Genomic DNA, 20,721 nt, shown 5'->3' with positions numbered 1-20,721 from the left:
GACCGGCGCGACGATCACGATCAGCAGCAACTACAGCTCATCGCAGGACGTGCTGGCCTTCACCAACCAGCTGGGCATCACGGGTTCGTGGAACGCCACCACCGGTGTGCTGACCCTGAGCGGTACGACTACCGTCGCGAACTACCAGACCGCGCTGCGCTCCATCACCTACCAGAACACCTCGGACAACCCGAGTACCAGCACACGCACCGTCACCTTCACGGTCAATGATGGTTCAACAACCGGCAGTAACACACGCAACATCAGCGTGAGCTCGGTCAACGATGCCCCCATCAACTCCGTACCGGGTTCGCAAAGCACCAACGAAGACACGTCGCTGATCTTCTCGTCCGGCAACGGCAACCTGATCTCGATCTCGGATGCCGATGCTGCGTCCAGCTCGATGCAGGTCACCCTCACTGTCTCGAACGGTACGCTGACATTGTCAGGCATCACGGGCCTGTCATTCTCCGCTGGCGACGGCACGAGCGATGCGACCATGACCTTCACCGGCACGGTCACCAATATCAACGCCGCACTGGCTGGCCTTGTCTACGCACCGACATCCAATTACACCGGCTCCGACACGCTGAGCATCGTTACCAGCGACCAGGGCAATACCGGCTCAGGCGGAACCCAAACCGACTCGGACAACATCGCCATCACGATCAGCGCCGTCAATGATGCGCCCGTCAACTCGGTGCCTGCCGCGCAAAGCACCAATGAAGACACGCCCCTGGTGTTCTCGTCGGGCAACGGCAACCTGATTTCGATCTCGGATGCCGACGCTGCCTCGGGCTCGATGCAGGTCACGCTGAGCGTCTCGAACGGCACGCTCACGCTATCCGGCACCAGCGGCCTGTCATTCTCAACCGGTGACGGCACGGGCGACACCACGATGACCTTTACCGGCACCGTCGCCAACATCAATACCGCGCTGGCGGGCCTCAGCTACACGCCAACCTCGAACTACAACGGCTCCGATACACTCAGCATCGTCACCAGCGACCAGGGCAACACCGGATCGGGCGGCGCCAAGAGCGACTCCGACACCGTCGCCATCACCGTCAATGCCGTCAACGACGCTCCGGTGAACTCAGTCCCCGCCGCACAGAGCACAAACGAAGACACAGCCCTGGTATTCTCGTCCGGCAACAGCAACCTCATCTCGATTTCAGACGTCGATGCCGCATCCGGCTCGATGCAGGTCACCCTCAGCGTTTCACACGGCACGCTCACACTGTCCGGTATCAGCGGCCTGTCCTTCTCCAGCGGTGACGGCACGGGCGACACCACGATGACCTTCACCGGCACCGTCGCCAACATCAACACCGCACTGGCGGGGTTGAGCTATTCGCCCACAGCCAACTACAACGGCTCCGACACACTCAGCATCGTCACCAGCGACCAGGGCAACACCGGATCCGGTGGCGCCAAGAGCGATTCAGACACCGTCGCCATCACCGTCAATCCGGTCAATGATTCGCCCGTGAATTCTGTGCCGGGTGCGCAGACAGTCAACGAAGACACACCGCTCGCCATCTCGACCATCTCGGTCAATGACGCCGACGCCAACCTCATCAGCGTCAACCTCAGCGTGCTGCACGGTACGCTCAACGTCACGCTATCCGGCGCCGCGAGCATCTCCTCAGGGAGCAATGGCACGGACAACCTGACCATTTCTGGTGTGCAAGCCGATATCAACGCCACCCTGGCCAGCCTGATCTACCAGGGAGTGCTCAACTACAACGGCAGCGACACCCTGACCGTGCTGTCCACCGACAGTGATGGCGCCACGGACTCGGACACCATCAACATCACAGTCAACGCCGTCAACGATGCGCCGGTGAACTCGGTCCCCGCCGCACAAAGTACCAACGAAGACACGGCTCTGGTGTTCTCGTCCGGCAACGGCAACCTCATCTCGATCTCTGATGTCGATGCCACAGCAGGATCAATGCAGGTCACGCTTGGCGTCTCCAACGGGACGCTGACACTGTCCGGCACCACGGGCCTGTCGTTCTCCAGCGGCGATGGCACGGGTGACGCCACGATGACCTTCACCGGCACAGTCGCCAACATCAATGCCGCGCTGGCCGGCCTGAGTTATGCACCCACCGCCAACTACAACGGGTCGGACACGCTCAGCATTGTCACCAGCGACCAGGGCAACACCGGCTCCGGCGGTGCCAAGAGCGACTCGGACACGGTTGCGATCACCGTCAATCCGATCAACGACGCGCCCGTATTGAGCACCACCTCGAGCACGCTGGCCTATACGGAAAATGCCGCTGCCACGGCCATCGACACTGGCCTGACGGTCAGCGACATAGACAGCAGCACACTCAACAGCGCCACCATCCAGATCTCGGGCAACTATGCGAGCGGTCAGGACGTGCTGGCCTTCACAAACCAGAACGGCATCACCGGTTCGTGGAACTCCGGCACCGGCACGCTCACGCTCAGCGGCAGTGCATCGCTGGCCAACTATCAGACCGCGCTGCGTTCGGTCACCTACCAGAACACCTCGGACAACCCCAGCACCAGCACGCGCACGGTGTCCTTCCTCATCAATGACGGCAGCGCCAACAGCAATACGGCCACGCGCAACATCAGTGTCGCCGCAGTGAATGACGCACCCGTCGTCACCACCACAGGCAGCACGCTGACCTATACCGAAAACGGCTCGGCCACTGCGGTCGACGCGGCACTGACCGTCAGCGATGCAGATACCACCAACCTCACCGGCGCCACCGTCAGCATCAGCAGCAACTACGCCGGCAGCCAGGACGTGCTGGCCTTCAGCAACCAGCTGGGCATCACAGGCTCCTGGAATGCGAGCACGGGCGTGCTGACCTTGAGCGGTACGACCACTGTCGCCAACTACCAGACCGCACTGCGTTCGATCACTTACCAGAACACTTCCGACAACCCGAGTACCAGCACACGCACCGTCACCTTCACGGTCAATGACGGATCAACGACGGGCAGCAACACACGCAACATCAGCGTTGCCGCAGTCAATGACGCGCCGGTGGCCAATAACGACACTGCTTCGACCAGCCCCGGCATCGCGATCAACGTCACCGTCAAGGCCAACGACACCGACCCGGACAACAGCGTCAGCAGCCTGACCGTCACCATTGTCGACACCACGGGCCTCGGCGCAACCGCCAGTGCATCGGTGAACGGGGATGGCTCCATCCATTTCGATCCGGGTGTTGAGACCGGCACGCAGACCATCATCTATCGCATCACGGACGCTGGGGGTCTTTACAGCGAAGCCACGCTGACCATCAACGTCGCCGCCAACACACCACCAACGGGGGCGGATGATTCGGCCTCCTCGACGGATGGACATGCCACGCTTACTGAAGACAGCACCTATGTCTTTGCCGCGATCGATTTCGGATTCGCCGATGTCGATCCGGGCCAGTCCTTCGGCGGCGTACGCATCGACAGCCTGCCCACGGCCGGCACGCTGACACTCAATGGCGCCAGCATCACGGCTGGTGACGTCATCTCGGCCAGCGACATTGCGGGGGGCTTGCTGGTCTTCACGCCAGCAACCGATGGCAACGGCACGCCCTACGCAACCTTCACCTACAGCGTGCAGGACAACTTCGGTGGCTTCGACACAACGCCCGACACCTTCACGCTCAACGTCACCGCCGTCAATGACGCGCCGATCAACAATGTGCCAGGTGCCCAAAGCACCAATGAAGACACCGCGCTGGTGTTCTCGTCCGGCAACGGCAACCTCATCTCGATTACCGATGTCGACTCGGCCTCCAGCGACCTGCAGGTCACACTGAGTGTCACGAACGGCACGCTGACGCTGTCTGGCACCACGGGGCTGAACTTTGTCAGTGGCGACGGTACTGCCGATGCGAGCATGGTTTTCTCCGGCACGCGCACAGCCATCAACGCGGCACTGAACGGGCTCAGCTACGCACCCACAGCCAACTACAACGGCAGCGATACCCTGAGCATCGATGTCGACGATCAGGGCAATACCGGCTCCGGCGGTAACCTTACCGACTCCGACTCGGTGAGCATCACGATCAATGCCGTCAATGACGCCCCAACCGCCACCATCACTCCAGCCACCTACAACGCCACGGAGCAGGTCAGCCTCGACCTCGCCGGCAGCATGTCGCTCAGCGACAGCGATGCGGGCAGCAACACGATAACCGCCACGCTGAGCGTCATCAGCGGCACCTTGACTGCCACAGCTGGCGGCACAGGCGCCAATGTCTCCGGCTCTGGCAGCAACACGCTGACAATCACGGGCACGCAAACACAGATCAACAACCTGCTCGCCGGCAACGGTGGCAGCACGCTGAGCTACATCATCAACAGCAACATGCCGCCTGCGAGCGACACGCTGACCCTCAACGTCGATGACGGCGGCAACTCCGGTTCCGGCGGAAACCAGACCGCCTCGGACAGCGCCACCATCAACATCACCGCCGTCAATGACGCGCCGGTCGTCACCATCGCGCAACCTGCCTACTCCGCCACTGAACAGGTATCGCTTTCCCTTGAGGGCACGGGCCTGTCGATCAGCGATACCGATGCGGCCTCCAGCAGCATCACGGCGACCCTGTCGGTCAGCAGTGGCACGCTGACGGTTTCGGCAGGCTCCACGGGCGCCGGTGTATCCGGCTCGGGCAGCAATACCGTCACCCTTACCGGCACCCTCACGCAGATCAACAACCTGCTCGCCGGCTCTGGCTCGGCGAGCATCAGCTACGTCATCAACAGCAATACACCGCCGACCACCGACACGCTGACCCTGGCTGTGAACGACGGCGGCAACACGGGCAGCGGCGGTGCCCTGACGGACTCGGAGTCCGTCACGATCAACATCGCCGCCGTGAACGACGCACCGATCAACAGCGTACCCGGCGCCCAGAGCACCAACGAGGACACGGCACTGGTGTTCTCCTCGGGCAATGGCAACCTGATATCGATTGCTGACGTCGATGCGGCCTCGGGTGCCATGGAGGTCACGCTGAGCGTCGGCAACGGCACGCTGACCCTGTCAGGCACCACAGGCCTGTCGTTCTCGACCGGGGACGGCGCTGCCGATGCCACGATGACCTTCACCGGAACCATCGCCAACATCAATGCCGCGCTGGCTGGCCTCAGCTACACACCGACTGCCAACTACAACGGCCCGGATACGCTCAGCATCGCCACCCGCGACCAGGGCAACACCGGATCGGGTGGCACGCTGAGTGATGCAGACACTGTCGCGATCACCGTCAACGCGGCCAACGATGCGCCGGTCGTCACCATCTCGCAGCCCTCCTACTCCGCAACCGAGCAGGTCACTCTGGCGCTGGCGGGCACCGGCCTGTCGATCGCCGATGTCGATGCCGCCTCCGGCAGCATCACGGCCACACTGTCGGTCACCAGCGGTACGCTGACGGTTGCAGCGGGCACCACCGGCGTCGGCGTGTCCGGCTCGGGCAGCAACTCGGTCACCCTTAGCGGCACCCTGGCCCAGATCAACAACCTGCTGGCCGGCTCCGGCGCCAGCAGCATCGGCTACGTCATCAATAGCGATACGCCGCCCGCCAGCGATACGCTGACGCTCGCTGTCAATGACAACGGCAACACGGGTGGCGGCAACCTCACCGACTCCGAGTCGGTAACGATCAACATCAGCGCTGTCAATGACGCACCGACGGCCACCATCACGCCCGCCAGCTACAACGCCACCGAACAGGTCAGCCTCACGCTGGCGGGGACCGGTCTGTCGATCTCGGACGCCGACGCCAGCGGTTCCGTCACTGCGACCTTGTCGGTTACCAGTGGCACGCTCAACGCCACAGCCGGCAGCACCGGAGTGAGCGTATCGGGATCCGGAAGCAACACGCTGACCCTGACAGGCACTGTTGCGCAAATCAACAACCTGCTTGCCGGCAATGGCGGCAGCACGTTGAGCTACATCATCAACAGCGATACACCGCCCGCCAGCGATACGCTCAGCCTCGTCGCCAACGACGGCAGCCTGACGGGCTCGGACAGCGCCACGATCAGCATCACGGCAGTCAATGACGCACCGATCAACACCGTGCCCGGTGCGCAGAGCACCGATGAGGACACGCCCCTGGTGTTCTCGTCAGGAAATGGCAACCTGATTGCCGTGACCAGCGTAGACCTCGGCAGCGGCGAACTGGAGGTCACCCTTTCCGTCACGAACGGCACCCTCACACTGGCCTCACTCACCGGCCTCACATTCAGCACGGGGGACGGCAGCGGCGATGCGAGCATGGTCTTCACCGGCGTACTGGCTGACGTCAACAATGCCCTCAACGGCCTCAGCTTCACGCCGGACTCGCACTTCCACGGCAGCGCGATCCTGAGCCTGACCTCCAACGATCAGGGCAATACCGGCAGCGGCGGTCCGCAGAGTGATACGGATACCGTCAACATCAACGTGGTCAGCGTGAACAATGCGCCGACGCTGGACAACACCATCGCCGACCAGACGGCGACCGAAGACACCGCCTTCAGCTTCACCGTGCCGGCCAACAGCTTCAGCGACGTCGACACGGGTGACACGCTGACCTGGAGCACCTCGGCCCTGCCCTCGTGGCTGAGCTTCAACAGCGCGACACGCACCTTCTCCGGCACGCCGGCCAATGGGGATGTGGGCACAACTTCGATTACGGTAACCGTCACAGACAGCCAGGGCGCGACGGCCAGCGACGTCTTCACGCTCACGGTCAACAACGTGAACGACGCACCGACGCTGGACAACACCATCGCTGACCAGACCGCCAACGAAGACAGCGCCTTCAGCTTTACCGTTCCGGCCAACAGCTTCAGCGATGTGGATGCCGGTGACACGCTGACCTGGAGCACCTCCGCCCTGCCCTCGTGGCTGAGCTTCAACAGTGCGACACGCACCTTCTCCGGCACGCCGGCCAATGGGAATGTGGGTGCGACGAACATCACCGTGACCGTCACCGACAGTCAGGGTGCGGCGGCCAGCGATGTGTTCACGCTCACCGTCAACAACGTGAACGACGCACCGACGCTGGACAACACCATCGCCGATCAGACAGCGACCGAAGACGCCGCCTTCAGCTTCACCGTGCCGGCCAACAGCTTCAGCGACGTCGACACGGGTGACACGCTGATCTGGAGCACCTCGGCCCTGCCCTCGTGGCTGAGCTTCAACAGTGCGACGCGCACCTTCTCCGGCACGCCGGCCAATGGGGATGTGGGCACAACTTCGATTACGGTAACCGTCACAGACAGCCAGGGCGCGACGGCCAGCGACGTCTTCACGCTCACGGTCAATAACGTGAACGACGCACCGACGCTGGACAACGCCATCGCGGATCAGTCCGCCGTGGAGGACACGGCCTTCAACTTCACCGTGCCGGCCAACAGCTTCAGCGATGTGGATGCCAGTGACACCCTGACCTGGAGCACCTCGGCCCTGCCCTCGTGGCTGAGCTTCAACAGCGCGACGCGCACCTTCTCCGGCACGCCGGCCAATGGGGATGTGGGTGCGACGAACATCACCGTGACCGTCACCGACAGTCAGGGTGCGACGGCCAGCGACGTCTTCACGCTGACCGTGAGCAACGTCAACGATGCGCCGACGCTGGACAACACCATCGCCGACCAGACGGCGACCGAAGACACCGCCTTCAGCTTCACCGTGCCGGCCAACAGCTTCAGCGACGTCGACACGGGTGACACCCTGACCTGGAGCACCTCGGCCCTGCCCTCGTGGCTGAGCTTCAACAGCGCGACGCGCACCTTCTCCGGTACACCGGCCAATGGGGATGTGGGCGCGACGAACATCACCGTCACCGTCACCGACAGTCAAGGCGCGACGGCCAGCGATGTGTTCACGCTGACCGTCAACAACGTGAACGATGCGCCCGTCTTCACGAGCACGCCCGTCACCAACGTCGCCGAGAGCACGGCCTACACCTACAACATTACGACCAACGATGTGGACGTCGGTGACACGCTGGCCATTACGGCGACCACCCTGCCTTCGTGGTTGAGCCTGACGGATAACGGCGATGGCACAGCCACGCTGACCGGCACCCCGAGCAATGCGGATGTGGGTTCGCACAGCGTGGTGTTGCGCGTCTTCGATGGCACGGCCTTCGTGACGCAGAGCTTCAGCATTACGGTTGCCAATACCAACGATGCGCCGACCCTGGACAACACCATCGCCGACCAGACCGCGACCGAAGACACCGCCTTCAGCTTCACCGTGCCGGCCAACAGCTTCAGCGACGTCGACACGGGTGACACGCTGATCTGGAGCACCTCGGCCCTGCCCTCGTGGCTGAGCTTCAACAGTGCGACGCGCACCTTCTCCGGCACGCCGGCCAATGGGGATGTGGGCACAACTTCGATTACGGTTACCGTCACAGACAGCCAGGGCGCGACGGCCAGCGACGTCTTCACGCTCACGGTCAACAACGTGAACGACGCACCGACGCTGGACAACGCCATCGCGGATCAGTCCGCTGTGGAGGACACTGCCTTCAACTTCACCGTGCCGGCCAATAGCTTCAACGATGTGGATGCCGGTGACACGCTGACCTGGAGCACCTCGGCCCTGCCCTCGTGGCTGAGCTTCAACAGTGCGACACGCACCTTCTCCGGCACGCCGGCCAATGGGAATGTGGGTGCGACGAACATCACCGTGACCGTCACCGACAGTCAGGGTGCGGCGGCCAGCGACGTCTTCACGCTGACCGTGAGCAACGTCAACGATGCGCCGACCCTGGACAACACCATCGCCGACCAGACGGCTACCGAAGACACCGCCTTCAGCTTTACCGTGCCGACCAACAGCTTCAGCGACGTCGACACGGGTGACACGCTGATCTGGAGCACCTCGGCCCTGCCCTCGTGGCTGAGCTTCAACAGCGCGACGCGCACCTTCTCCGGCACACCGGCCAATGGGGATGCGGGCGCGACGAACATCACCGTCACCGTCACAGACAGTCAAGGCGCGACGGCCAGCGATGTGTTCACGCTGACCGTCAACAACGTGAACGATGCGCCGACGCTGAATACCAATACGGGCACAACACTTAACGAAGGCGCATCGATCGTCATCACCACGGGCATGCTGTCCGCCAGCGACGTCGACAACAGCAATGCGCAGATCATCTACACGCTCAACAGCCAGCCAGCCCACGGCCAGATCAGCGTGAATGGTGTGGCGCAAGCCATTGGTGGCAGCTTTACGCAAGCCGACCTGCTCGCCGGTCTCGTCAGCTTCACGCACGATGGATCTGAGAGCACCAGCGACGCATTCATCGTCACCCTCACGGACAGCGCAGGCGCATCGGGCGGCAGCGCCATCTTCAATGTCACGATCACACCCGTGAATGACAACACCCCGGTCATCAGCGGTGGCGCCAGCACCAGCACCTCGGTCAGCGAGAACACGACCGCGGTCACCACGGTCTCTGCCAGCGATGCAGACCTGCCGGCAGAGACGCTCAGCTACAGCATCATCGGCGGCGCTGACGCAGCGCTCTTCTCGATCAACAGCAGTACAGGCGCCCTGAGCTTCATCACGCCCCCCAACTTCGAAGCCCCCGGCGACGCCAACACTGACAACGTATACATCGTCGCCGTCCGGGCATCGGACGGCACGAACACCAGCAGCCAGACGATCAGCGTCACTGTCACCAACGTACTCGAAGCCCCTGTGCTAACGGCGCCGGGTTCCGCCGGTGGCATCAGCGGCAGCGCGATCAGCTTGCCCGGCACCAGCGTAGCCGACGACGACAGCGGCACGCTGACCGTCACGCTCAGCGTGGCCCAGGGCAGCTTGAGCCTGACACCCAGCGGCGCGGTCGCCGCTGGCGGGCTGGGCACTGGTGCCGTGACACTCACAGGCACCATCGCCGACCTCAATGCCTCGCTCAACACATTGAGCTACCTGGGCAGCAGCATCGGTAGTCAGACCCTCAGCATGACCGTCAGCGACGGCACCACCACGGTCAGCGGCTCCAGCACGGTGGAGGTCAGTGCCGGTTCTGTAACGCCCACACCAACGCCTACCCCGGCACCGACGCCTGCACCCTCGCCGGAACCTGAGCCAACACCCGTGCCGACCCCAACACCAACGCCGCCTCCCACACCGGCGCCGGGACCCACACCATCCCCTGGGGACAGCACGGTTGAGGACGAATTCAAGAAGCCACCAGAAGACCTGCCATTCGTCGTCATCCAGACCGACACGCCGGACGCCACAACGCGTAGCAGCGGCACACCATCGAGCAGCACGACCAGCAGCGACAACCTGGACCAGGTTTTCGAAGCGCAGCAGCTGGAAACCCTGCTGGTCGGCAACACAGAAGCCGCCAACATGTTGCGCACGCCCTTCCTGCAGACGAGCCGGCTCAACGACGACGGCTCGCTCGAAGAAATCTCGCTGCAGGTCGACATTCGCCCGGCCGACCAGGTCTCGGACGAGCATCTCTTCGACATGAGTCCCAGTCAGGCAGGTAAGGCCGTCGGCGCACTGCTCGGTGCGGGTGTCGTATGGTGGGCAGGCCGCTCTGCCGGCTTGCTGGCTGCGCTGATGGCCTCCTTGCCAGCCTGGCGCACCATCGACCCGCTACCGGTGCTGGCGCGGGATCGCCGCCGCCAGGGACGCAGCGACAACTTGCTGCCCTTGGGCCAAGGCGACAAGTTCATCGCGCCGGGCAAGATGGAGTTGCCGCCCTCCAGATTGATGTCCGAAATCGACCACTGACATGAGAAACCTTTTCAGCCCCTCGCTGCGCGTCACCTTCGGCTTGCTGTCGCTGGCTGTCACCTTGCTCCTGTTCATGGACCTGGTGCTCGGCGTTTTCCCGAACCAGGAAAAGCTGACTTACCAGACGCGGCAGAAGCTGGCCGAATCCGTCTCCGTGCAGCTGGCCACCATGCTGATGCAGGATGATTTGCGCCATATCCCTGCGGTCGTCAATGAACTCGTCAAGCGCTCACCGGACCTGCGCTCGGTCGGCATACGCCTCTCCAGCGGCCAGCTGGTCGCCAGCTCAAGCGAGCACTTCAGCAGCTGGACTACGGCAAACAGTGAAGAAGTCGGCCGCACGCGCTTCATCGTGCCGATTGCGCCGGGCACGGCCAATGGGCCAAAAGGCGCACGCTGGGGCCAGATCGAATTCGTGTTCAAACCGGTCGACGGGCTGGCGTGGACGCAGATCCTGCAGTCACCCGCAGTACACCTCGTTGCGCTATTTGGCCTAAGCGCCGGCATCATGTATTACATCTACCTGCGCCGGACCTTCCAGCACCTGGACCCCTCGTCCGCCGTGCCAGAGCGCGTGCAGATGGCTTTCGACGCCCTGTCCGACGCCGTACTGGTGCTCGATCGCGAAGGCCGCATCGTGATGGCCAACGACACCTTCGTCCGCTTTCTCTCGGAGCGTAATCCGGTGCTGATCGGCAAGTTGCCAGAGAGCTTCAGCTGGCTGGAGCTGGCTGGCGAGGAAGACAACGCGATCCAGCCTTGGCAGACGTGCATGCGTGACAAGGCGCCGGTCAAAGATCAGGCCTTCAAAGCACACACTGATGAAGGTATCCGTCACCTCATCTGCAACTGCTCGCCCGTCGTGGATGCTCGCGACATGGTGCGTGGCTGCATGGTGTCCTTCACCGACGTGACCGAGCTCGACGAAGCCAACCGCCAACTGGTGCTGCTGATGACCGAGCTGACCCACTCGCGCGAAGAGCTGCAGGTGCGCAACCTCGAACTGCAACGCCTGGCCAGCTCCGACCCGATGACTGGCGCGCTCAACCGCCGCGCCTTCTTCCCCATCCTCGAACAACACTTCACGGGCAGCCAGCAGCGCATGATGCCGCTGTCGTTCGTGATGTGCGACATCGACAAATTCAAGTCCATCAACGACGTCTACGGCCACCCGGTCGGCGACAAGGTGATCCAGAAGTTTGCGTCCATCATCCTGCGCTCTGTTGGCGACAACGACGTGGTCTGCCGCTACGGTGGCGAGGAGTTCTGTATCGCCTTGCCCAACACCAGCGTCGACGAAGCCCTGCAGTTTGCCGAGCGCGTGCGTGAAACCGTTGAAGCCGAGGTTGGCTTCACACTGCAACTGGAAGGCCGCCCTTTCATCACAGCGAGCTTTGGTGTCTCGGGCCTTAGCCTGGCACCCGAGTCCCCCGCGCAGCTCATCGAACAGGCTGACCAGGCGCTGTACTATTCCAAGCACAACGGGCGTAACCAGTGCGCCGTATTCAGGCCGGAACTGGCCGGTCTGGAAGAGGCCGAGAAAGCTGCTGCGACAGACGAGCAACGTACCCCGGGACAACCCAGCGAACGTCAGGTTGCGCTCAAAGCCCACTTGCAGAAGGGAGTTGCCCGCCTCGAAGCACAGACCGAAACGGGTCACTAGCCATCATGCGCCAGACCCCGCGGCCCCCGCGAAGCCGTGCTGCCGCCAGGCTTCGTAAATCATCACTGCCGCACTGTTACCCAGGTTGAGACTACGACTCTCCGGCAGCATGGGAATGCGCAAACGCTGCTCCGGCGGCACGCTTTCACGCAATGCGACCGGCAGGCCACGCGACTCAGGACCGAACACGAAGACATCACCCGGTTGATAGGCCGGCTGCACGTGCGGCACGCTGGCATGCGTGGTGAGCATGAACAGGCGCTGTCCGGGCAAAGCCGCACAGCAGTCCTCCCAGCTGTCGTACTCGGTAAATACCATGCGCTCGCGGTAGTCCATGCCCGCGCGTGTCAGGTTCTTGTCGCTCAGTTCGAACCCAAGTGGCTTGACCAGATGCAAACGGGTGCCTGTGTTGGCACACAGGCGCATGATGTTGCCGGTATTGGGCGGAATCTCGGGCTGGAACAGAATGATGTGGAACATGGCGCAAGGGCGTCGCAGGTAGGCGCGGGTGCCGAATGCTACGCCACTCGGCCAGGCCAGTCAGCGTCCGTGCATTGACATGACGGCCCTCGCCAGCACGAGGTTGGTGACCTTCGCAGCACCGGCAATCTTGACGGTACGGGCCAGCTCGTTGAGCGTTGCGCCGCTGGTCATCACATCGTCCATCAGCAAGACGTGCATGCCGTCCAGCCGCGTTGTACAGCGGAACGCCCCGCGCACGTTGCGAAGCCTCTGTTTCAGGCCCTGACCGGCCTGATGCGGGGTGTCGCTGTCGCGCACCACGCCCTGCATGTCCAGCCGCCAGCCCTTGCGTCGGCTCAACTCGCGCGCCACCAGCATGATTGGATTGAAGCCTCGTTCGGCCAGACGCCTGGGGTGCAAGGGCATGGCCACCACCAGATCGGGCTGCAGATCATCCAGCGGGAGGGCCTTTTCACAGAACCAGTTGGCCAGCGCAAAGCCCTGCCCGTGTTTGAGTGCCAGCACCATCTCGCGCACTGGATGGCGATATTCGAACAGCGCCCGCGATGCATCGAACTGCGGCACGCGCTTGAGGCAACTGCCGCAGCGCTGCCCACCCGGAGAAGGATTGGCGCACACGGGGCAAGCCGCTCCCACCTGCGGCAGATCCCCGTCACAAGCGGCGCACAGCACGCCATGTCGCGTCCTGGCCGCACAAACGAAGCATTCGTGCGGCCACACGGCAGTCATCAGGGTACGACCATATTTGACCAAGCGGTTTGACAAGGCTTTTGGCTTTCCGGGATCATTCGCGGTTGCCGCCCGCTGAGCGGCAATTTTTTCTTTTCATTTCAGGCATTTCGAACACATGACCTCCTGCTCGACCAAGACCGCTGCCACGCCCGCCCAGACCGCCCAACCCGTCCGGCTGCATCTCAACACCCGGAAGGAGGCAGCCGGTGAGTGGAGCACGGATGCCGTGATGGCCCTGTTCGAGCTGCCGTTCAACGATCTGATGTTCCGCGCCCAGCAGGTGCATCGCGAAAATTTCGACCCCAACGCCGTGCAGCGCTCGACCTTGCTGTCGATCAAGACCGGTGGCTGCTCGGAAGACTGCGGCTACTGTTCGCAAGCCAAACGTTACCAGACCGGCCTCGAATCCGAAGAGCTGATGGCCGTCGCAGAAGTCGTCGACAAGGCTCGCATCGCCAAGGAAAACGGCGCCTCACGCTTCTGCATGGGCGCCGCCTGGCGTGGCCCCAAGGACCGGGATCTCGAACCCGTCATCGAGATGGTCAAACAGGTGAAGGCACTGGGCCTCGAAACCTGCGTGACACTGGGCATGCTGCGTGAAGGTCAGGCGCAGAAGCTGGCCGACGCCGGTCTGGACTACTACAACCACAATCTCGACACCGCCGCCGAGATGTACGACAGCATCATCAGCACGCACTCTCAGGCGGACCGCTACGACACCATCGACAAGGTGCGCGACGCTGGCATCCACGTCTGCTCGGGTGGCATCATCGGCATGGGCGAGTCCAGACGCGCACGGGCCGCACTGATCTCACAACTGGCCAGTATGGAACCGCCGCCCGAATCCGTGCCCATCAACAACCTGGTGCGCGTCGAAGGCACGCCACTGGCTGACACCCCTGCGATCGACATCTTCGAATTCATCCGCACCATCGCTGCGGCGCGCATCAGCATGCCGACCAGCTACGTGCGCCTCTCGGCAGGTCGTCGCGAGATGTCTGACGAGGCTCAATCCATGTGTTTCCTCGCGGGTGCGAACTCCATCTTCTACGGCGACAAACTGCTGACCACGGGCAACCCCGATGTGGAAGGCGACGCAGCGCTTCTGGAGAAGCTGGGCATCCGTTCGGTATAAGGATGCAGGGCGGCCCGGGACTTGCTGAAAAGCCTCCGACCCGCTCTTTAACGCGCTTGCGGAGTGGATCACTGTCGTAATTGTCGGATTGCGGCCCAGCCGGGATCCCTCACGCTCCATCAGGCGCTTTTTACAAAACTGAATCATGACGCCCATCGAACTTGCCGGTATCCCGCTCGAATTCTTCCTCTTCGCCGGCACCCTGCTCGGCATTGCACTCTCCCACGGCAATGCGCTGCGTGTCGCGCTGACCGGTCTGGTCTGCGTGGTTGGCTACAAGCTGCTCTTCACCGGCTTTGCACACGGCCCGGGAATTGGCGGGTTCCTCAGCCATCTTGGTCACGAGTGGGTCACGCTGACCAACCTGCTGGGCCTGCTGACCGGCTTCGCACTGCTAGCTCGCCACTTCGAAAAGAGCCACGTGCCCGTTGTCCTGCCCAACTACCTGCCGGACGACTGGAAAGGCGGCTTCGTGCTGCTGGTCATGGTGTTCGTCATCTCTGCGTTCCTCGACAACATTGCGGCGGCGCTGATCGGTGGCGCCATGGCCCACCAGCTGTTCCGCGCACGCGTGCACATCGGCTATCTCGCTGCCATTGTCGGCGCGTCCAATGCAGGCGGAGCGGGCTCGGTAGTCGGCGACACGACGACGACCATGATATGGCTGGCGGGTATCTCGCCGCTTGACGTCGTACATGGCTACGTCGCGGCTGGCACCGCACTGTGCGTATTCGGCGTCATCGCCGCGCGCCAGCAGCAGGCCTTCAGCCCCATCCTCAAGAATGCCCATGCGCACACACGCGTCGACTGGATGCGCGTCGGCATCGTCGCCGCCATCCTGATCGGCGCCATGCTCACCAACATCACCGTCAACCTGCGCTTCAACGAATACTCCAACGCCTTTCCCTGGCTGGGCGCTGCCGTGTGGATAGTGCTGCTGCTGGCAATCCCGCTGCGCCGTCACGACTGGGAACTCCTGCCCGAAACCTTGAAGGGCTCGATCTTCCTGCTCTCGCTGGTGCTCATTGCATCGTTGATGCCGGTTGAGCGCCTGCCCCTCGCCTCCTGGCAGACCGCGCTGGGCATGGGCTTCGTCTCGGCGGTATTTGACAACATTCCCCTTACTGCCCTGGCCATCAAGCAGGGCGGCTATGACTGGGGCATGCTTGCGTACGCGGTCGGCTTCGGCGGCTCAATGCTGTGGTTCGGCTCTTCGGCCGGTGTCGCGCTGTCCAACCAGTTCCCAGAGGCCCGCTCGGTCGCCCTCTGGCTGCGTCACGGCTGGCACATCGCACTGGCCTACGTGATCGGATTCTTCGTCATGCTGTTCACGCTGGGCTGGCAACCGCATGCGCCACACAAGGCCGAGCCTGCACTGGCGGAACAGACGCTCAGCAAACCCTCGCAGTGAGCACAGACCGGGACTTCACGCTAGACCGTCAAGCCGTCCGCCGCCATGCGCGGGCCCATGCCGCTGCAGCGCTGGCGGGGCGCGACAAACCGGCCAGCGATCCGCATTTCCTGAGTCGTGAGGTAGCCGGCCGCATGGCAGAGCGTCTGGCCCTGATACGCAACCAGCCGGCACGCATCCTCGACATCGGCTGCGGTACAGGGGCGGATTTCGCCCTGCTGGCCGGGCGCTACCCCAACGCCAGCCTCACCGGCATCGACCTGTGCCAGGCCCTGTTGCCTCGCCCGGCGCGCTCGGGCTGGTTGCAACGCATGCTGGGGAGCGGCGCTGGACCACAAAGTATTTGCGCTGACGCAGAGCAATTGCCGGTCAGACGGTCCAGCATGCAGATGGTGTGGAGCAACCTGATGCTCAACTGGCTGCACGACCCGCTGCCTGCGCTGCGCGAGATGCACCGTGTGCTCGAAGTCGACGGCATGCTGATGTTCTCCACCCTGGGGCCAGACACGCTGCGCGAGCTGCGCGAGGCACTGCCCGCCGGACATGGCGAACGTGTGCACCGCTTTATCGACATGCACGATCTGGGCGATGCGCTGGTCAAAGCGGGCTTTGCGGAACCGGTGATGGACATGGAAACGCTCACCTTGACGTACCAGGATCTTGACGGCCTGCTGCGCGACCTGCGTCAGGCAGGCGCCAGCAACGCATCGACACAGCGCCCGCGCGGACTCAGCGGCAGGCAAGGGTGGCAAGCCGCGCGCGACCGTTACGAACAGTTGCGCCGCGACGGCCGTCTGCCGGCCACTTTCGAGATCGTTTACGGCCACGCCTGGAAAGCTGCGCCGAAGACTACGGATGATGGCCGCGCCGTGATCCAGTTCAGGAAGCGTGACAAATGAGCACCGCGGGCAGCACCAACCCGGTCTGGCTATTCGATCTCGACAATACGCTGCACAACACCAGCGCGCACATCTTTCCGCACATCAATGTGGCGATGACGCGCTACATCGTCGAACACCTTGACATCGAACCTGCTGAAGCCGAACACCTGCGCGTCAGCTACTGGCACCGCTATGGCGCAACGCTCCTGGGGCTGATGCGTCACCACAACACAGACCCGCATCACTTCCTTCACCACACTCACCAGTTCGCCAACCTACCGGCCATGCTGGTCTTCGAGAATGAGTTACGCGGCATGCTGCGGCGCTTGCCAGGCCGCAAGGTTGTGGTTTCCAACGGCCCGCTCGCCTACGTACTTGCCGTGCTTGAAGAAATGGGCGTGCTGCTCTGCTTCGATCAAGTCTTCGGCATCGAGCAACTGGGCCTGCGCCCCAAACCGCAAGCACGGGCTTTCCGCAAAGTATTGTCACATCTGCGGGTACCGGCATCTCGCTGCATTCTCGTCGAAGACGATTGTGCCAACCTTGCCAGCGCCAAGAAGCTGGGCATGCAAACCGTATGGATCACACGTCACGGCAAGCATGGCGGCGGCAAACCACCCTACGTCGACATCAAGCTGCGCAGCGTTCTCGAACTGGGCCGCCGCATCATGTACCGACGTACGCAGCCCATCGTCTGAGTCATCCGCTCACAGCCCGAAGAGCTGCGGTGTGATGGTCTGCACCGGCCCCAGCGGATTGGTTACGTTCTCACGTTCTGCCACTTCGGCCTGGCCGCCCCAGGTCTTGTAGACCAGCACGCCATCGTGCACGAGGAACAGAGCGGTAAAGCGCCAGCCGCGGATCTCGGTATCCCGCTTGAAGGTTGTCACATCAAGCGCCGGATTGCCCACGCGCTGCCTGTTCATCTGCCGGATCTCGATTTCATAGACCTCACACCGGCCATGCGCAGCCAGACAGGCGTAGACACCCTTGTCTATGAATTCCGAAGGCATATTGGAGATGTAGAAGCGACGCAGGACTTCTGTCTGCGGCAAGGTCGATACCTGCGGGTTCACTCCAGGATGGAATTTCTCACGCTTCAGGTCGTCAACTGTTGCGACCTGTGGCTCCAGGCGGTCATAGGCTTGCTTGACCTCGGCGAAGTTTGGCCACGCCGATTTCGTGGCACTTTCCGACGAGGGCAGGATGCTGATGCAGCCGCTCAGGCAACCGGCAAGTCCAGCAAGCAGAGAGACAACAAACGCGCGATAGCGTGACGCACGATCCATGATGACTCCTCGCTGCCGGATCGCCACCGCGAGGCCAGAAATGCGATCCGGCTAATCCGGAAAACGGCAGGATCGGCGCAGAGTTGAGCACTTTCGATGTTGCGTCGCAGCTGCGGCAACGCAGCAGCTGCCATGCCAAATGCAACACAGAAAGACTACTTTCCCTCCACCAGCCACTGCGCAGCTTCCAAAGCAAAGTAGCTGAGCACGCCGTCAGCACCTGCGCGCTTGAAGGCCAGCAGGGACTCCAGCACGCAGGCACGTTCGTCCAGCCAGCCATTGGCTGCAGCAGCCTTCAGCATGGCGTACTCACCACTCACCTGGTAGACAAACGTCGGCACAGCGAGTTCGCTTTTCACACGGCGCACTATGTCGAGATAAGGCATTCCCGGTTTGACCATTACCATGTCAGCGCCTTCGGCGATGTCGAGCGCCACTTCGCGCACGGCCTCATCGCTATTGGCAGGATCCATCTGATAGCTCTTCTTGTTGCCCTTGCCCAGATTGCCGGCGGACCCCACTGCATCGCGGAAGGGACCATAGAACGCTGATGCGTACTTGGCGGAGTAAGCCAGGATGCGCGTGTGGATGTGCCCACCAGACTCCAGCGCCGCACGCAGACGGCCCACGCGGCCATCCATCATGTCGCTGGGTGCGACTACATCAGCACCTGCGGCGGCATGACACAGCGCCTGCTTTTCCAGTGCAGCAAGGGTCTCGTCGTTGAGCACGTAGCCCGTGTCGTCAATAAGGCCGTCCTGACCATGACTGGTGTAGGGATCGAGCGCCACGTCGGTGATGACACCAAGCTCAGGGAAGTGCGACTTGAGCGCCTGCACCGTGCGCGGCACCAAGCCCTCAGGGTTCCAGGCCTCGGCCGCATCCGCCGTCTTGAGGCTTGTGTCGATCACTGGAAACAAGGCCAGCGCGGGAATGCCCAGGGCCAGCGCACGCTCGGCAATCTTCAGTGTGCCGTCGATGCTGCGCCGGCTCACCCCCGGCATGGACGCTACAGCCTCTTCGCGACCGCTGCCGTCGAGCACGAAGACCGGAAGAATGAGGTCGTCCGCTGACAAACGATGCTCCTGCATCAGGCGGCGCGAGAAATCATCACGGCGCATGCGGCGCATGCGGGTATCGGGAAAATGGCTGGACACGAAGCGGGACGTAGCACTCATGGTGAAAGATCCTGAAACGGCGGCCCACGCAACAGGCGCTGGCCACACATGATTTTTTACAAATTGCCGCCGGAACTTTTCCTCAAGCCCAGCGCTCTATGCAAACAGATGGCGCCGCCCCCCGCAGCGTCGTCTCCCGCTTCACCTCCCTGAGCGGGCGCCTGGCTGTGCTCCCCCGGGCCTTCCAGGTTGTTTTGCCCCCGGCCAACGCCGGGGGTTTTTATTTTCTGCCGCCGCATCAAGCGGGCAGCGTGAACATCTGGCGGCGTTGGCTTGCTCGCAGTACGCCAGTACTGCTGTGCGAGCCGCCTTGCCAGCTGTCCGCTCGCTCCACTTGCTCCAGCAGCAGCTATTCCAATGCCTCAGGCTCCGACGAGCCCTGCGGCGGCGCCAGCCATCCCGCGACAACCGACTCGGCCTCTTCGATGCCGCTCTTCTTGAGGCTGGAAAAGAGCTGGACGGTGATCTGCCCCGGCATTACCTCCCATTCGGGCAGCTGGCGCTTCACAGCAGCCAATACCTGGGCTCCAGCTGAACGCGTCAGCTTGTCACTCTTGGTGAGCAACACGTGGATGGGCCGGCCACTGGGTGCAAACCAGCCCAGCATCTGCTGGTCCAGCGGCGTCAGGGGGTGGCGCGAATCCATGATCAGGATTAGCCCGATCAGGCTTTTCCGTTTCGTCAGATAACTCTCCAGCAAGCGTACCCACTGCTTGCGGACAGTCTCCGGCACCTCGGCATAGCCGTAACCCGGCAAATCGACCAGGGCGGCCCCGTCGCGCATGCGGAAGATGTTGATCAGCTGGGTACGCCCAGGGGTCTTCGACACGAAGGCCAGACGCGTGTGACCAACGAGGGTATTGATGGCACTCGATTTGCCGGCGTTTGAACGTCCGGCAAAGGCGATCTCGGCCGCGTCAGGGGGCGGCAGATCCTGGGGGCGGGCAATCGAGATCTCGAAATGGGCGTGGCGGAAGACGGAGGCTGCTGGCATTGCGGAGCGGGAGGGTGCCGCGATCTGCGGCAGTGCGTTAGAATTGCGCGATTCTCTCAAGAAATCGCCGGGGCCCGCAGAAATTTCATGGCACCCCGGGGGAACGGCCAGGATCAGGAGGCTCACTTGAAGCACTGGTTCCCGGCAGGAAAACGTCAGACTTTCCCGAGATTCTCTTGACCCC

Annotated in this window: 11 protein-coding genes; 6 read left to right on the top strand and 5 right to left on the bottom strand. The window is 62.8% G+C overall.

Annotated features, from left to right (window positions below; genetic code table 11):
* Window positions 1-49 precede the first annotated feature (49 nt).
* Together ABEA02_RS01110 and ABEA02_RS01105 are read left to right on the top strand one after the other, a co-directional pair.
* Window positions 50-10,768: a putative Ig domain-containing protein gene (locus ABEA02_RS01110; RefSeq protein ID WP_345530972.1), complete on the top strand. Its 10,719-nt coding sequence runs from the start codon at window positions 50-52 to the stop codon at window positions 10,766-10,768.
* Window position 10,769: 1 nt separating this feature from the next.
* Window positions 10,770-12,434 (top strand): sensor domain-containing diguanylate cyclase, encoded by a 1,665-nt coding sequence (locus ABEA02_RS01105; protein ID WP_345530971.1) that lies wholly within the window; start codon window positions 10,770-10,772, stop codon window positions 12,432-12,434.
* A 3-nt stretch (window positions 12,435-12,437) separates the two neighbouring features.
* Here ABEA02_RS01105 and ABEA02_RS01100 read toward each other — a convergent pair whose 3' ends face one another.
* Both ABEA02_RS01100 and ABEA02_RS01095 read right to left on the bottom strand, forming a co-directional pair.
* On the bottom strand, window positions 12,438-12,914 hold the full coding sequence (locus ABEA02_RS01100) for a tRNA (cytidine(34)-2'-O)-methyltransferase (RefSeq protein WP_345530970.1): 477 nt from the start codon (window positions 12,912-12,914) through the stop codon (window positions 12,438-12,440).
* Window positions 12,915-12,974: 60 nt separating this feature from the next.
* On the bottom strand, window positions 12,975-13,682 hold the full coding sequence (locus tag ABEA02_RS01095; RefSeq protein ID WP_345530969.1) for a double zinc ribbon domain-containing protein: 708 nt from the start codon (window positions 13,680-13,682) through the stop codon (window positions 12,975-12,977).
* Window positions 13,683-13,764: 82 nt separating this feature from the next.
* Between ABEA02_RS01095 and bioB the strand changes: the two genes are divergently transcribed.
* The 4 genes from bioB to ABEA02_RS01075 all read left to right on the top strand — a co-directional run bounded on the left by bioB (window position 13,765) and on the right by ABEA02_RS01075 (window position 17,774).
* Window positions 13,765-14,784: a biotin synthase BioB gene (gene bioB, locus ABEA02_RS01090; RefSeq protein ID WP_345530968.1), complete on the top strand. Its 1,020-nt coding sequence runs from the start codon at window positions 13,765-13,767 to the stop codon at window positions 14,782-14,784.
* Between the two features lie 145 nt (window positions 14,785-14,929).
* A complete protein-coding gene (locus ABEA02_RS01085) occupies window positions 14,930-16,195 on the top strand; it encodes a citrate transporter (RefSeq protein WP_345530967.1) in 1,266 nt (421 codons plus the stop codon).
* Entirely contained in the window at window positions 16,192-17,094 is a 903-nt protein-coding gene (locus tag ABEA02_RS01080) for a methyltransferase domain-containing protein (protein ID WP_345530966.1), read from the top strand. Before ABEA02_RS01085 ends, ABEA02_RS01080 begins: the two co-directional genes overlap by 4 nt.
* Complete coding sequence (locus ABEA02_RS01075) at window positions 17,091-17,774, top strand: pyrimidine 5'-nucleotidase (RefSeq protein ID WP_345530965.1); 684 nt, start codon at window positions 17,091-17,093, stop codon at window positions 17,772-17,774. The genes ABEA02_RS01080 and ABEA02_RS01075 overlap by 4 nt, the downstream gene beginning before the upstream one ends.
* A 9-nt stretch (window positions 17,775-17,783) precedes the next feature.
* Here ABEA02_RS01075 and ABEA02_RS01070 read toward each other — a convergent pair whose 3' ends face one another.
* The 3 genes from ABEA02_RS01070 to yihA form a co-directional block, all read right to left on the bottom strand.
* Window positions 17,784-18,365 (bottom strand): hypothetical protein, encoded by a 582-nt coding sequence (locus ABEA02_RS01070; RefSeq protein ID WP_345530964.1) that lies wholly within the window; start codon window positions 18,363-18,365, stop codon window positions 17,784-17,786.
* 155 nt (window positions 18,366-18,520) lie between these two features.
* The gene (gene hemB / locus ABEA02_RS01065) at window positions 18,521-19,543 is read right to left on the bottom strand and encodes a porphobilinogen synthase (RefSeq protein WP_345530963.1); all 1,023 of its coding nucleotides are present in this window, start codon (window positions 19,541-19,543) and stop codon (window positions 18,521-18,523) included.
* Between the two features lie 349 nt (window positions 19,544-19,892).
* Window positions 19,893-20,537, bottom strand: a complete 645-nt coding sequence (gene yihA / locus ABEA02_RS01060; RefSeq protein WP_345530962.1) for a ribosome biogenesis GTP-binding protein YihA/YsxC — start codon at window positions 20,535-20,537, stop codon at window positions 19,893-19,895.
* Between the last annotated feature and the right edge of the window lie 184 nt (window positions 20,538-20,721).

The organism is Viridibacterium curvum, from assembly GCF_039544165.1.
Classification (GTDB): domain Bacteria; phylum Pseudomonadota; class Gammaproteobacteria; order Burkholderiales; family Rhodocyclaceae; genus Viridibacterium; species Viridibacterium curvum.
The sequence above is the reverse complement of the archived record's forward strand: the minus strand, read 5'-3'. Positions and strand labels throughout refer to the sequence as shown.

Bases quoted from the DNA above. Each gene is read 5' to 3' on its own strand.
- ABEA02_RS01100 (WP_345530970.1), bottom strand. From the start codon at position 12,914: ATGTTCCACATCATTCTGTTCCAGCCCGAGATTCCGCCCAATACCGGC.
- bioB (WP_345530968.1), top strand. From the start codon at position 13,765: ATGACCTCCTGCTCGACCAAGACCGCTGCCACGCCCGCCCAGACCGCC.
- ABEA02_RS01070 (WP_345530964.1), bottom strand. From the start codon at position 18,365: ATGGATCGTGCGTCACGCTATCGCGCGTTTGTTGTCTCTCTGCTTGCT.
- yihA (WP_345530962.1), bottom strand. From the start codon at position 20,537: ATGCCAGCAGCCTCCGTCTTCCGCCACGCCCATTTCGAGATCTCGATT.
- hemB (WP_345530963.1), bottom strand. From the start codon at position 19,543: ATGAGTGCTACGTCCCGCTTCGTGTCCAGCCATTTTCCCGATACCCGC.
- ABEA02_RS01105 (WP_345530971.1), top strand. From the start codon at position 10,770: ATGAGAAACCTTTTCAGCCCCTCGCTGCGCGTCACCTTCGGCTTGCTG.
- ABEA02_RS01085 (WP_345530967.1), top strand. From the start codon at position 14,930: ATGACGCCCATCGAACTTGCCGGTATCCCGCTCGAATTCTTCCTCTTC.
- ABEA02_RS01075 (WP_345530965.1), top strand. From the start codon at position 17,091: ATGAGCACCGCGGGCAGCACCAACCCGGTCTGGCTATTCGATCTCGAC.